We start from the raw sequence: 15241 nt of genomic DNA, 5'->3' as shown, positions 1-15241 counted from the left end.
TATTCCCTGAAAAGGGCTGGCGGATAGCGTTGTGTTTATCCGCCTTACGTAGCCCTATGTATGGTTAAAACTTCTGTTTCTTCTCTTCGACTTTCACGCCTTGCGTTGGCATTCCGGTATCGTAATCCCGCACAACCGGGGAGTAGTCGTCTTCCGGGCGCGGGCGGAATGCTCCCATCCAACGCGGCTTCGCCTGCTTACGCCACGGGCGGCACGACCATTGATAACTGCGGAATGGGTCGCGAATTTTATCCATGTAATCCATTAGTTGATCGTGTAGCTCATCGCGTTTAATTACATAGTCAGGGTGATCAATAAGGTTATACAGTTCGTCCGGGTCATTTTGCCTGTCGTACAGTTCATCGCTGGTAAACAGGTTCAGCACCAACTTGTGATGGTTCGTCACCCATCCGCGTACGGGAATAAACCCGCCAAAACTATCGTGTTCAATCTCGTAGCGGTTGAACTCCACCATCACGCCGCGTGTGGTTTCAATGTCGAGAATGTCCTCACCTGGCAAAATATCCGGCTGATGAATACCTGCCAGTTTCATCAGCGTTGGCAGGATATCAACGTGGCTAACAGGTGTATCTATTTGCTCAGGTTCCCGCGTGCCAATGGGCGGACGCATGATGAGCGGGATACGGGTAATATCGTCGTACATCGCAGCGCCTTTACTGATCAGCTTGTGAGCGCCCATCATCTCGCCGTGATCGGATGTATAAACCACCCACGTGTTTTCACGCTGGGCCGGTGACAGGGCTTCAACCACGCGGCCAATTTCATCATCGACAAAATCATTGCAGGCGAAATAAAGCGGATGGTGGTAATGCCCGTCAGCGCCAACTGGCGAAGGCATCGCCTCTGCCCACAAACGGTGATGCTCCGGTTTGTTGGCTAAGTTATCGAACGCTTTCGCGCCAAGGTCGTAATAAAAATCTTCATATTTCTCAAGATATTCGACCGGACACGTAAACGGATGATGCGGCTCGTCATAGGAGACAACCATCAGGAACGGTTCTGCGTTGCGCTGCGGCTGCTCAAGGAAATCAATCGCCCGATTACTGATTCGATGCGCCCAGGTAAAGCTTTTATCGATACTGTTTTCAACCAAATCTGCCACGTTGTTTAAACCATTACGCCACAGGCCAATCTGTTTATCCGTTAGTTCCGCGAGATAATTTGCGCCGTCAAACCAATAGTCTTCATCCCACTCCGGCGGGCAGATCCCGGTGCCAAAGTAGTCATGTCCGTCGAGATGCCATTTGCCGATGTAACAAGTTTTGTAGCCTGCATCTTTAAAATAGCGGCCCATAGTGGAAATGTTTTTGCCTGGTGCGACATTGTTAGTCCACGGCCCCGACTGGTTTGAATAGATACCCGTGAACAGCCCGGCGCGCGCGGGAGTGCAAACCGGAGCGCAGGTGTATGCCGAATTAAAACGAATCCCCTCTTCGGCCAGGCTGTCAATGTTATGGGTGTTTAGCGCTTTACCGCTGTAGCAGCCCACCATATTGGTGGCCTGGGTATCGGTCATGATCAATAAGATATTAGGGCGTTCCATTACTTATCCTCAGGTGCAGAAGAATAGACAACACGGGAGTCCTGACGCGACCGCCAGCTACTGTAAATCAGGTAAACCACCACCGCGGCGACAATCACATAACTGATGATTGTGATGAATTGTGTCTGGTAGCCGCCAAATTGTGCGAGCCCTGCGTAAACGCCGATCATGGCAAACAACACCCCCACCGAGGCAATTTTGGCGTTACGCCATGGCACCATATCGACGGCGAAAGCATCCTGGAATTTAAATGGCATTGCGCGAGGTTTGACGACCCCGATTGCCAGCATCAACATCACGTTGATGCAGAAAGTGAAGAACAGTACGTACAAGAAGTGAATATCAAAGGAAACCACATAGTTGATAATGATATAGCTACAAATACCAAACAATAGCGCGGCTTTCGCGGCGATAGCCGGAATACGTGGGAAGAAGAATCCCATGATGACAATCGTCACCAATGGCACGTTGTAGATACCGTTAAGCTGTTTCATCCAGCTATACAAACCTTCTGGCGCGTTAGCAATCCACGGCGCGACCAGCACAGAAACCAGGGCGATAGCGAGTCCAAATTTGCGGCCAACGCGCACCAACTGCTCTGATGTCGCACTCTGGTTAATGATGCGGTTGTAAATGCCGAGGCTAAACAAGGTACTCGCACTGTTTAAAAAACCGTTGAAAGTACTGATGATCGCGCCAAACAACACCGCGCCAAAGAAGCCGACCAGCGGAAGCGGCATAACTTTATTCACTAAGGCCGGATACGCCATGTCGTGCTTGGGTAAGTCCTGGAACAGATGGAAAGCAATAATCCCTGGCAGCACAAGAATCAGCGGGTCGAGCATTTTCAGCACCGCCGTTAACAGCGCGCCTTTTTGCCCTTCGGCAAGGCTTTTAGAGGCCAGAGTACGCTGCACAATGCCCTGATTAGTACACCAGTAAAATGTGTTTACCAGAATTAAACCTGTGAGCGCGGCACCGATTGGCACCGGATCGTGGCTTCCCCCGATCGAGTTAAGTTTCTCGCTATGGACCGTGGTGAGTTGCTCGATACCACGCAGCACGCTCCCGTTACCCATCGCCATTAACCCGAAGAACGGTACCATCAAGCCGCCAATCACTAGCCCGATGCCGTTAATGACATCCGCAATAGCAATAGCACGCAGCCCACCGACCACGGCATAGGCAATCCCTGCCAGCCCCAACAAGACCACCATCAGCCACATCGCGCTCCCTTGAGAAATACCCAGCGATTCGCCCACATGGAACAAGCTGTTTAACGCCAGAGCGCCAGAGTAAAGGACTATCGGCAGGAAGCAGACGCCTGTGGCAATCAGAAAACAGCAGTCCACGATGATGCGCGTGGTTTTGTCAAAACGCTCCTCAATGAAATCGGGGATTGTGGCTATCCCGCGCTGCAAATACTTCGGTAAAAAAATGAGCGCCAGGAAGATAAGGGGGATAGCAGAGATAACCTCCCACGCCATAACCGACATGCCATTGCGATAGGCCTGTCCGCTCAACCCGACTAACTGTTCAGTTGAAAGATTGGTTAGCATCAGCGAGGCCGCAATCACCGGCGCTTTTAACGATCGCCCCGCGAGGAAATAACCTTGTTGCGATCTGGTGTCGGCTTTTCGCAGCTTCCACCATGTTATTAATGCCACCAGTAAGGTAAAAGCAAAAAAGGTGACAATTTGCTGAATATTCATCTTACTGCCCTTATTATCATTATGTCCCGGCGCGTAAAAGTCTGTAGGGAATTACGCTTGTGTCAGGTCATAGGCTGTTTAAGATATAGATTTTTCGCGGTGCAGTCAGAATCTGTTAAATTTCTGGCACGCGTTATGATCATGAAACCCTGGCGGGGAAGTTAAATGAATGGAAAAACACACCTCTGGGATGTAAAAAACGAAACAACTTACAATATCCCGCTGGTTATTGATGAAAATGTGATCTCAAGCGGGATATCACTTATCTCTCTATGGCACACACTGGCTGATGAGAATTACCAGGTTGTCTGGCCAAGAGACAAAAAGAAACCGTTGATTGAAAATTCATGGGTGGCGGTCTATACCCTTCAGGGCAGTGGAAAGATATTTCTGAAGGACAATTCACACATTACGTTGAATGGCAATTGCGTCATATTCCTAAAACCCACTGATATAAAGTCTTACCACTGCGAGGGATTAATTTGGGAACAGTACTGGATGGAGTTTATCCCTACCGGTGCGATGGAAATTCCATTATCCCAGCAGGCCATTATTTATAATGGCGACATTTTTAATAAAGAATTAGCCGAAGTTACAGAATTAATCTGTAGCGAGATTTCATTAAATAAAAACCTCGCCGTCGCATTTATCACTAAATTAATTTATCAATGGGTTTGTCTGATAGTGCAAACGGGCACCAAAGATAAACAGCTGATTCAAATTGAAAAATTGCTCTCGCTCATTCACACCGATATCCAGCAGCGTTGGACGGTTACGCAAATGGCGGAGTGGATGCAGTGCAGTGAACAATACTTGCGGCGGTTATTCCTGAAATACACCGGAAAAGGGCCAAAAGAGTATTACCTCGATGCGCGCCTGGAATTGGCGCTTTCGCTGCTACGCCAGGGGAGTTACAGCGTGAACCAGGTCGCGGATCTGCTCAATTTCTTTGACTCGTTCCATTTCAGTAAAGCGTTTAAGAAAAAATTTGGTTATGCGCCCTCTGCAACCAAGGCAAATTAGTCTTCTCCCCCTCACTGCGCATCACTTGCTGGCAAGCAGGCGTGTACAGGTAAATTATCTGCTTTGTTGCAAGTTGCGACTTCTCTCCTTCCACAGCGCGGAAAATCGTCTAAGGTTTTCATAGGGTTGATCGCGAAAATTTCACGCGAACCTGACAAGGAGAAAAATAAATGACGATTCCTGTTTTGCGCCGTCCTCGCACTTTATTTATTGCGATTCAAATAGCTATCGGTTGTGCCTTCGTGAATTTTACCCTGCCAGCAACAGCCGATGAGAGTGTACAACCCCTGCCGCAACCGCCTGATATTCTGCTTGGCCCATTGTTCACTGATGTCCAGACGGCGAAGCTGTTCCCTGACCAAAAGACCTTTGCCGATGCGGTGCCGAAAAACGATCCGCTGATGATCCTCGCCGATTACCGGATGCAGAGAAACCAGTCGGGCTTCGATTTGCGCCACTTTGTGAATGTGAATTTTGTGCTGCCGAAAGAAGGTGAAAAATATGTTCCGCCAGAAGGCCAGTCGTTGCGTGAACATATTGATAGCCTGTGGCCGGTGCTGACGCGCACCACAGATAGCGCAAGCAAATGGGATTCTTTGCTGCCGCTGCCGAAGCCGTATGTGGTTCCGGGTGGGCGTTTTCGTGAAGTCTATTATTGGGACAGCTACTTTACGATGCTGGGGCTTGCGGAAAGCGGCCACTGGAACAAAGTGCAGGATATGGTCGATAACTTCGCCCATGAAATTGACGCCTGGGGACATATTCCCAACGGCAACCGCAGCTATTATCTGAGCCGCTCGCAACCGCCGTTCTTCGCCTTTATGGTCAAACTGCTCGCCAGCCACAATGGCGATGATACGTACACCACTTACCTGCCGCAGCTGAAAAAAGAGTACGCCTACTGGATGCAGGGCAGCGATGCGCTTGAACCTGGTGCGCAGAACCTGCGAGTGGTGAAACTCAAAGATGGTTCGGTGCTGAACCGTTACTGGGATGACCGCGATACACCGCGTACTGAATCGTATCTCGACGATGTGACGACGGCGAAAAACAACCCGAATCGCCCGGCGACGGAAATCTACCGTGATTTGCGTGCTGCCGCCGCGTCCGGTTGGGATTTCAGCTCGCGTTGGATGGATAACCCGGAACAACTGGGTTCGATTCGCACCACCTCGATTGTGCCGGTCGATTTGAACGCGCTGTTGTTCCAGATGGAAAAAACGCTTGCTCACGCCAGCAGTGTGGCTAAAGACAGCAATGCCGCAGCACAATATCAGCAACTGGCTGATGCTCGCCAGAAAGCCATGGAAAAGCATCTGTGGAATGCGAAACAAGGCTGGTACGCGGATTACGACCTGAAAACTAACGCAGTTCGTTCACAGCTGACTGCCGCGTCGCTATTCCCGCTGTATGTACATTCAGCATCGAAAGAACACGCCGACAAAATGGCAACTATTACCCGGGCGCAGTTGCTGAAAGCTGGCGGCCTTGCCACCACCAACCTGAAAACTGGCCAGCAATGGGATGCGCCAAATGGCTGGGCACCGTTGCAATGGGTGGCAACCGAAGGTTTGCAAAACTACGGGCACCAGGATTTAGCCATGGAAGTGAGCTGGCGGTTCCTGACCAACGTGCAGCACACCTACAACCGGGAGAAAAAACTGGTGGAGAAATATGATGTCTCTTCTACCGGTACAGGCGGCGGTGGCGGCGAATATCCGTTACAGGATGGCTTCGGCTGGACTAACGGTGTGACGCTAAAAATGCTCGATTTGCTATGCGGCACTGAAAAGCCATGCGATTCGACGCCAGACAAATTGCCTTCGGCAACGCCAGGGCCGGTGACTGAGGCGACGAAGCCTGCTCCGGCAACCGCGCAGTAGTTTTCCTCCTGCCCTCACCCTGGCAATTTTGTCAGGGTGAGATCTGGAAGTTGTGGTGTTTTTCCGTCCACCCGAACGTCTGGTTATCTCTGCATCCGTTGTTAACGGTGAACGTTTAGTGAACGGAACTTTCTCCGTATCGGCAGAAACCTACCCTCAACGTTGCGTATAAGAGAGAGACCACAGGAGAGGACTCTCCCCCCTCCCCATTCCCCTTTATTTTCATGGTCTTTCATTTCCTCCCTGCAAATATCTGCACTTGAAACCGCAAACAATAACGATAATAATTCGCATTCCATTATTACAAGCAATTACATTTTGGCTTCAGGGATTACACTTCATGAAACTGGCATTTACCGTAAAGCGCCCCGCTTTACTTTGCGCGCTTGCTTTGTCTGCGCCGACTTACGTCATGGCGGAAGATACCGTCGTCGTGACCGCAGCACCTGCGCCTACTTCCACCAGCGCGACGGAAGGCTATACCTCGCCGGTGAGCAAAGGTGCGACCAAAACTGATGAGCCAATCATCACCACCGCTCAGTCGGTTTCAGTGATTACGCGTCAGCAAATGGACGACCAGGGCGCGTTATCGGTTAACAGCGCACTGAATTATACGCCTGGCGTATTCACCGGCTTTGCGGGTGGCGCAACACGTTATGACACCGTTGCCCTGCGCGGTTTCCACGGCGGTGATGTGAATAACATTTTCCTTGATGGCCTGCGCCTGATGAGCGACGCCGGCAGCTACAACGTGGTTCAGGTTGACCCGTGGTTCCTCGAACGCATTGATGTTATCAAAGGGCCTTCTTCTGCGCTTTACGGACAGACTATTCCTGGCGGCCTGGTAATGGAAACCTCGAAGCGCCCGCAGTTTATCGAGGAAGGCCACGTTCGCGCGATGTACGGCAATAACAGCACCAACGGCACGGCGTTTGATTACACCAATGCGATCAACGACGAATGGGCGTATCGCATTATCGGGATGACCAAAAATACCGATACCCAATATGAAAATACCCGTGATGAACGCTACGCCATCTCCCCGTCCCTGCTCTGGCAGCCGGACGAAAATACTTCGCTGGTGATGCGTGCGTATCTGGAAAAAGATCCTTCCGGCGGCTTCCACGGTTCAGTTCCGGCAGACGGCAGTATTTATTCTTCGACGGGCCGCAAAATCAGCACCGGGTTCTCTGACGTCGAGCCGGGTAATGACGAGTTCAAACGCCACCAGCAGATTTACAGCTATGAGTTTGCGCATAAATTCGATGAAGTATGGGCATTCCGTTCTAACGCCAGTTACACCCATTCCAACGTTGGGCTGAAACAGGCTTATCAGATTGGCTGGGCTGATGCGCAGCATGACGAACTGATGCGTTATTACAGCGGCGAAACCTCATCTCTTGATGCTTATGCCATTGATAACCAGCTGGAAGCAGATTTCGCCACTGGCGAGCTGGATCATAAAGTGGTGCTCGGCGGTGAGTTCCATAAATACACCAATAACCTGTCTGATGATTCCGCATATACCACCAATATCAACCCATGGACCGGCGAGTCCGGCGGCCCTGGCGGTTTCTACTATTACGACCCGCGTGACCCGACTTACTCGACCATCAACCAGGGTTTGCTGACCAAAGCAGGCAAGCGCCAGTACGAACAGACCGGCGTTTATTTGCAGGATGATATGAAGTGGAATCAGTGGCATATGACGCTGTCTGGTCGTTACGACCATATCGTGACGAAGAGCCATATTGTGGCAGAAGCCATTGATAGCGACGTGACGGATAACCGTACCGATGACCATTTCAGTGGCCGGGCATCATTACTCTATGCCTTCACCAATGGTGTTTCGCCGTATATCAGCTACAGCCAGGCCATTACCCCGCAGGTTCTGCCGGGCGCCGATGGCAAACTGCTGAAACCTACCACTGCCGAGCAGTACGAAGCAGGCGTGAAATATCAGCCGGTGGGCACCGCGGATATGTATACCGTGGCGCTGTATGATCTGACGCAGAAAGATGTCGGCAACCGTGTCGTGCAGGGCAGCTACTACGAGCCTGCGGGCAAAGTTCACTCGCAAGGTGTTGAACTGGAAGCGCATTCCCAGTGGACGCAGCGTTTCTCAACCATCGCCGGGTACACTTACAATAAAGTGCGCTTCAAAGATGCGATTGACGGTAACGACGGCAACACGCCGTACGTGACGCCTGACCAGATGGCCAGCCTGTGGGGTATGTTCAAGGCAGATTTTGGTATTAGTGTCGGCGCGGGCGTGCGTTATATCGGCAAGCAATGGGCGGATAACGAAAACACCCTGCGTGTGCCTTCTGCCACCCTGATGGATGCGATGGTTCGTGCAGATATGGGCGCGTGGACTCCTTCGCTGAAAGGGGCGTTCGTGCAGGTGAATGCCACCAACCTGACGGGCCGTGATTACGTCGCGGGCTGTTATGGAACGGGTTACTGCTACTGGGGTGCCGAGCGTTCTGTGATTGCGACCGTGGGATATGATTTTTAATCTGTGAGTGGGATGTCGGATGGGCTAGCGCCATCCGACATTTATTTGACCTACAAAGTCACGTGTCTCTCCTCAACGGTCTTTGCGCCGCCCTGCTGCTCCAGCGCAATCTTCGCCAGCGGTGTATCCGCTTCATAACGCCCGGCTTTATCCAGCGTCTTCTCGTATTTATTGTATTTCCACCACGCATAACCGAGGAAGATCACCAGCCCGCCCACGTTATAAAACACGATGGTCATGATGCTCGCCCCGGTTGGGAATGTCGAAGCGATAAATCCGACGGTGAAAATGACAATCAGCACGCTGACAATGGCGATACCTTGCATCCGCGACCCCATGCGGAAGTCACGATTCACTTCGTCGTACTTCAGGCGCAAGTTCAGGTACGCCAGCATGATAAACAGCGGTGGCAACATGGAAGCCGCAGCGGTCATGTTAATCAACGTGTTCATCAATTCCTGCACGCTACCGGAGCCTACGGTTGGGATAAGCATCAGCGGAATGACGATTAAGAACTGAATCCAGGCTGCGCGTGTTGGCACGCCATGCTGGTTCAGGCGCACGGTTTTCTCACCAAAAATACCTTTAGGAATTTCGGTAAAGAAGATTTTCACCGGCGCCGCCGTCCACATCAGCAACGAGCCAAACATCGCAGTAAAGGAAACAATCCCGACGAAGCGATTCATTACCGTAGTTGGCAGGCCGAAATGACGCGCCAGCCCTTCAAACACCTGCACCGTACCGCCGGTGTAGTGCAAGTCAGCTTTATGCACAAAGACGTTAATCAGCAAGGAGGAAATGGTGTACAGGCCGCCAATAAACAAGCCCGACAGGATAATGACTTTAACAAATGCCTTGCTGCCGCCTTTGACGTCGTTAACGTAAACCGCCACGGATTCCGCGCCACCCGCAGCCTGGAATATCCACGCGATAATCCCTAAGAATGCCCAGCTAAACTGCGGCGTAATCGCCTCAACGTTGATAGGGTCTGCCGGTTCCACTCCACCGATAACTGCCGCACCCGCCAGAATGATGTAAGAGAAAGTCAGCAATAACATCAATGTGGAAGTGACTGATGTCATAGGTCCAAGCAATTTCGCGCCATGGTTAGAAATCCAGGTCGAGAAAGCAAACAGGCAGATAGAAATTATGGCCGTGGTTAATGGCGTGAAAATATAGTCATAACCGAGGAACGCATAGGACGCGTAAGCAATAACCCTTGGCAATAATGCCGTGAAGAAAAACAGGTTCACAAACCAGTAAGTGTAAGCGGTGATAAACGCCCAGCGTCCACCGAGTGCACTTTTCACCCATGCATAAACGCCTGCTTCTGAATTACGGTTGAGTGAGACAAATTCCGCAATAATTAAACAGAATGGAATAAAGTAAATCAGCGTTGCCACCAGGAAAACCGGCGCGGAGGCAATGCCGAGTTGGATATTATTATTAATAACGTTGTTGAAGCTAAATACCGCCGCAAACGTCATGGCTAATAATCCGAACTTGCCAATCGTGTTTCTGTTTGTTGAAGCCATGAGAACTCCACATTGTGTAGGATACTTTAATTAGTGCTTTTCGTAGGTCGGATTAGCGCAAGCGCCATCCGACATTTGTGTTACGTCCGCACCTTATTTGTTTAAGAAATACGTTTCCTCAACGGTGACTTTTAAGATCACTTTGCGCATATCTTTCCCCTGAGAAAAACGTTGCGCTTCGTGATTTTCAAAAATAACGACGTTGCCTGCTTTCAGTTCATGCCGCACGCCCTGCCCGCTGAAAAACTCGCGGTCACTTTCATCGCGATAAGCCATCTCAGGCGTCAAAGCGCTTTTATCCGCAACCTCAATGGACTCGTGCCCGCTAAGGTAATAATGCACATCGAAATAGCGGCGGTTGCCTTCAAATAATTCCGCATTGTGTGCATTACCTTCGGCAAGGCGATAAACCAGCGAGTCACCAATCGAATAAAAAACATTTGGCTTAATGTTATTAAGGTTATTAATGGCCTCGATACAGCGCTGCCATTTTTTGCCCGCCCGATAAACGCTCTTAAATTCTTCTAAGGTATTTAAAATAATCATGTTGCTTGCCTCATCAGGAATGTGCGCAATCGGTTTGTGATTTACGGAATGGCACCATAGTGAAACCGTATTCGAATGTTTTGAGATACACCCGGAACGAGTCCAGCACTTCGGAACCCCAGGAGTTGGAACCCAGGCCGAGGATTTGGTCGTCAAGGTTGAGCGTCAGGTAATCACTCGCTTCCAGTTCGTTGATGTGTTGCGCCTGTTGCAGCATTTCTGCGCTGTACGGCCAGAGGCTGAAGTTAATCGGCCTACGCGGCTGAATGAAAATTCCGTTGCCCTTTTCATCTTCCACGCTCAGCCAGCGCACGTCTTGTCGATTACCGTTGTCTTGCGGGAACGGGTAGTTTTCAAACAGGCTTTCAACGGGCTGGCGATAACAACCAATCAGGTTGCTCTGGCAGCTATCGCCATAGTTTTCACCCGGCCCGCGTCCGTAATATTCCACCTGCTTAAAGCGTTTGCTGATGCCAAAATCGAGACCGATTTTGGGAATAATGGCCTGATAGTTGCCATACGGCTGGCCGGATAAATTCAGCGTGACGTGGCCTGAAGGTGTAATTCGCCACTGATAAGTGCAGCGCATACCGAAATCAAACACCGGCGGTGCAATGGTGCTGTCAATTTCAATCACCACATCATCACCCTGCGAGAAATGGCGCATTTCGCGGAAGTTATGCTGCATCAGATGGACGTGATACGGCTGCCACAACCCTTCAAATTCCTGCTTGTGGTTATCAATCGTCGGCTTAAAGAAAGTCAGATGCGGCGCACGCCCAACAATTTCTTCGCCGTCGACTAACCATGATGTCAGCTCGCCGCTCAGGCGACAGAAGGTCAGAGTAAAGCCCTGCCCGCGAATCACCTGCTGATGTTGCAGGGTTTCACTTTGAAGTGCGTCGGATTTCTCCACCGGCAGCGGTTCATGTTCTGCCGCTGGCTGGCGTAAAACCTGGAAATGACCGAGCGGGTGCATCGCTTCGCTGTAAGGTGTGGCGCTGCGTTTCACGATTTCAACGTTGATGAACACTTCACCCGCCGGCAATTCTGGCGGTGTTAGCGGTAACGCTTCGGACTCGCCCGGCAGCAAATGCGGCAGTGCCAACGTTTGTTGCGCGAGGATTTTGCCGTCAACCTGATAAGCCACACGGAATTCAATATCACCCAGCGTGCTATACCAGTAGCGGTTTTCCACCTGCAAAACGTCGGCCTGCGAAGTTTCAACAATGTTTACCGGGCAAAGCACTTGTTTGTATTCGCGCAAACCCGGCCCAGGACGCTGATCGGGGTAAATAAGACCATCCATGCAGAAGTTATAGTTGTTCGGGTAATCGCCATAATCCCCGCCGTACTGGTAACGCTCGCGTCCTTGCTCGTCATGCACCAGTAAACCGTGGTCGCACCACTCCCAGATGTAATGCCCTTGCAAAGATTTATGCTGGTTAAACACCGCCTGATACTGCGCCAGTCCGCCCGGCCCATTGCCCATTGCGTGGGCGTATTCGCAGATAATGCGCGGCTTTGGATGCGGATATTCACCGAAGGCATTCATCATAGAAACACGGGAATACATGGTGCTGATCACGTCCACCACTTCGGCGTCGCGGTCTTCTTCGTAATGCACCAGTCGCATGGGGTCGAGTTGCTTGCAGCGCGCTGCCATGGCACGAATATTACAGCCGTAACCCGACTCGTTACCCAACGACCAGATGATGATCGACGCATGGTTTTTCTGCGCCTCAACGTGGCGCTCAATACGTTCGACATAAGCGTGTTCCCACGCAGGGTCGTCGGTAATCCGGCTGATGTTGCCGACGTTGGCAAAACCATGGCTTTCGAGGTCAGTTTCCGCCATCACAAATAGACCGTACTGGTCGCATAGCGCGTAAAAACGCGGGTCGTTCGGATAATGGGCGGTGCGAACGGAGTTAATGTTGTGCTGCTTCATCAGAATGATGTCGCGCTCAACACGCGCCATATCCACGGCGCGCCCTTTCTGATGGTGATGATCGTGGCGGTTTACGCCATGTAATTTCAGGTAGCGACCGTTTACATAAAACAGGCCATCGCGGACTTTAATATCGCGGAATCCAACCTGCTGCGGCACCACTTCGACAATATCGCCCTGGGAGTCGCGCAGGGTTAACAGCAACAAATAGAGATTGGGATGTTCGGCGTTCCACTGTTTTGGCTGATGGACTGGCATAACAAACTGGCAGGACGATTCACGCTGCACGGTCAGCGCAGCGTGGTTTTGTTGCGCGACGCATTTCTCGCCGTCAAAAAGTTGTGCGTGAAGTTGATAGCCTTCCGCCACCGTTGCGGTGTTGTTGTGTAGCACGCAAGAGATCTGGAGTTCGGCATCACAGTAGTTTTCATCAAACTCAGTGACAACGGTGAAGTCTTGCAAGTGAACGAGTGGCTGGCCTATCAAATAAACGTCGCGGAAGATTCCCGCCATCCACCACATATCCTGATCTTCGATATAGGTGGAATCGGCCCATTGCATCACCCGTACGCTCAGTAAATTTGCGCCTGCGTGGGCATAAGGGCTGAGGTCAAACTCGGCACTCAGGCGGCTACCTTTGCTGAACCCGACATAGTGACCGTTCAGATAAACTTCAAAATAGGTTTCTACACCATCGAATTTGATGATGATTTGGCGTTGCAACCAGTCGGCAGGCAGCGTGAATTCGCGCTGATATGCCCCGGTAGGGTTGTTGGTCGGGACGTGCGGGACATCAATCGGGAATGGATATCCTTCGTCGGTATATTGCAGATTGCCGTGGCCTTCCATTTGCCACATCCCCGGAACGGTGATTTCGCCCCAGGTGTTCATCGGCTCACGGTAAAATTCGGCGGGGACTTTTTCAGGGTGATCGAAGTAGTTAAAGGCCCACTTGCCACTGAGCAACATAAACCCCTGGCTTGAATCGCGGTTAAGTTCTTTGGCCTGTTCAACGCTTTTGTAGCTATGGAACCAGGCGCGAGCTGGCAGTCGGTTCTCAGATTGTTTATCTATGTTTTCCCAGTTCTTCACGCTTACATCCTCTTTACGTGTGTCTGGGCAAACAATAGTAAATATTTACTAAAACTAAAAATTAAAATTTACTAAATGACGAGGGGATCACAATAAATCGCCCTGGTCGTTTTCACCGGGATCAGGACGATTGTCTGTTATTTATTGATTTTATTCAGATGGAGTGGTGGTGTCGCGCAACTGTAGCGAACTGGGAACGAAGACCGAAAGAGGAATGGTTCGTTCATCACGAATGCGCTCCATCAGCAGGTTAACCGCCTGCGCACCGATGGTTTCAGAATGAATGCGCACGGTAGAAAGCGCCGGGTAAACAAAACGCGCGGTAGGAATATCGTTGACGCTAATCAGCGCCATTTGCTCGGGTACTTTCACACCGTGCTCATGTAGCGCACGTAAAACGCCAATCGCGATGGAATCGGTCGCTACAAACAGCGCCGGTGGATAATCATCTGATGTAGAAAGCATTTTCAGCGCACTCTGATAGCCGGCCTGGCTACTAAAATCGCCGAAATAGACATCTTCTGCCTTTACCACTTTCTTGCGGCGACCGTATTCCACAAACGCCAGCTCACGTTGATCGGCATAATCAAGGTCATCGCGCCCGCCAATAAAACCGATGCGTTGATAGCCCCGGGAAATAAAGTAGTCGATGACTTTCTGGCTGATTTCGGCTAAATCCACACTGACACAGTCAAAGCGCGGGTCGCTGGTGATGCCATCAAGATAAACCAGCGGCAGTTCATGCTGCTCGAGCAGCGCCTGAGCGGCTGGCTGAGGTTTACCAATTATCAGTAAACCATCCGCGGACGCCAATGCGCGGTCGCCTTTAAAGTCATAGCAAGATACCAGGGTGATACCCAATTTTTCACATTGAGTTTCAATGCCATAGCGCATCGCCAGATAATAGGGATCGTTAATTTCTAACTCTTGCCCGTGCGTATAGAGGGCAGCGAACGTCAGACGCTGACTGGCCTGGCGTTTTGCGCTTGGAACTTTATATTCCAGCCGTTCTGCGGCTTCGAGGATTTTCTGGCGAGTCTGGCTTTTCACGCTCAACGTGGGATCGTCATTGAGCACGCGTGAAACCGTGGCGACAGACACCTGAGCCGCTTGCGCGATTTCCTTCAAAGTAGCCATAACATCCTAATAATCATGCGATGAAAACAATATACCCAGAATAATTCGAGTTGCATCGCGGCGGCAAGAGAGCGAGTCCCTGGGAGCTTAGTAAACTAAGTGACCTGGGTGAGCGAGCGTAGCCAACAATGATGCAGCTTGAAGTATGACAGGTATAGATTAATGTCATCGCGAGTCTCTGTATACCCCTGCGTTTAACCTGCGTAGTCGCAATTTGAAGTTGTGACGCAGTTATCGGTTTATCAATTTAAGTATATTTTTTAGTAAAATATTAACTAAC

At 50.8% G+C, this 15241-nt stretch carries 9 protein-coding genes; 3 read left to right on the top strand and 6 right to left on the bottom strand.

Going from position 1 to position 15241, the window contains the following annotated elements; translation table 11 throughout:
- Nucleotides 1–64: 64 nt before the first annotated feature.
- Together M2371_RS04060 and M2371_RS04055 are read right to left on the bottom strand one after the other, a co-directional pair.
- Nucleotides 65–1564, bottom strand: coding sequence for a sulfatase-like hydrolase/transferase (locus M2371_RS04060; protein WP_259266949.1), 1500 nt, complete (start codon nucleotides 1562–1564; stop codon nucleotides 65–67).
- Nucleotides 1564–3276 carry a solute:sodium symporter family transporter gene (locus M2371_RS04055; protein ID WP_259266948.1) on the bottom strand — a complete coding sequence of 571 codons (1713 nt, stop codon included), beginning with the start codon at nucleotides 3274–3276 and terminating at the stop codon, nucleotides 1564–1566. The genes M2371_RS04060 and M2371_RS04055 overlap by 1 nt, the downstream gene beginning before the upstream one ends.
- A 165-nt stretch (nucleotides 3277–3441) precedes the next feature.
- Here M2371_RS04055 and M2371_RS04050 point away from each other — a divergent pair, with 165 nt between their 5' ends.
- The 3 genes from M2371_RS04050 (at nucleotide 3442) to M2371_RS04040 (ending at nucleotide 8700) form a co-directional block, all read left to right on the top strand.
- Nucleotides 3442–4299 carry a helix-turn-helix transcriptional regulator gene (locus tag M2371_RS04050; RefSeq protein WP_259266947.1) on the top strand — a complete coding sequence of 286 codons (858 nt, stop codon included), beginning with the start codon at nucleotides 3442–3444 and terminating at the stop codon, nucleotides 4297–4299.
- 170 nt (nucleotides 4300–4469) lie between these two features.
- The gene (locus tag M2371_RS04045) at nucleotides 4470–6182 is read left to right on the top strand and encodes an alpha,alpha-trehalase (RefSeq protein WP_259266946.1); all 1713 of its coding nucleotides are present in this window, start codon (nucleotides 4470–4472) and stop codon (nucleotides 6180–6182) included.
- 340 nt (nucleotides 6183–6522) lie between these two features.
- Nucleotides 6523–8700 (top strand): TonB-dependent siderophore receptor, encoded by a 2178-nt coding sequence (locus tag M2371_RS04040; RefSeq protein WP_259266945.1) that lies wholly within the window; start codon nucleotides 6523–6525, stop codon nucleotides 8698–8700.
- A gap of 50 nt (nucleotides 8701–8750) precedes the next feature.
- Here the strand turns inward: M2371_RS04040 and M2371_RS04035 are convergent, their stop codons facing one another.
- The 4 genes from M2371_RS04035 to ebgR form a co-directional block, all read right to left on the bottom strand.
- Nucleotides 8751–10235 carry an amino acid permease gene (locus M2371_RS04035; RefSeq protein ID WP_259266944.1) on the bottom strand — a complete coding sequence of 495 codons (1485 nt, stop codon included), beginning with the start codon at nucleotides 10233–10235 and terminating at the stop codon, nucleotides 8751–8753.
- Nucleotides 10236–10328: 93 nt separating this feature from the next.
- On the bottom strand, nucleotides 10329–10781 hold the full coding sequence (locus M2371_RS04030) for a beta-galactosidase subunit beta (protein ID WP_259266943.1): 453 nt from the start codon (nucleotides 10779–10781) through the stop codon (nucleotides 10329–10331).
- 13 nt (nucleotides 10782–10794) lie between these two features.
- Entirely contained in the window at nucleotides 10795–13824 is a 3030-nt protein-coding gene (gene ebgA, locus M2371_RS04025; RefSeq protein ID WP_259266942.1) for a beta-galactosidase subunit alpha, read from the bottom strand.
- Between the two features lie 150 nt (nucleotides 13825–13974).
- Entirely contained in the window at nucleotides 13975–14961 is a 987-nt protein-coding gene (gene ebgR / locus M2371_RS04020; protein ID WP_259266941.1) for a transcriptional regulator EbgR, read from the bottom strand.
- Between the last annotated feature and the right edge of the window lie 280 nt (nucleotides 14962–15241).

Origin of the sequence: Buttiauxella sp. BIGb0471 (genome assembly GCF_024807715.1) — a bacterium.
GTDB classification, from domain to species: domain Bacteria; phylum Pseudomonadota; class Gammaproteobacteria; order Enterobacterales; family Enterobacteriaceae; genus Buttiauxella; species Buttiauxella agrestis.
This window is presented reverse-complemented; position numbering and strand designations above follow the sequence as displayed.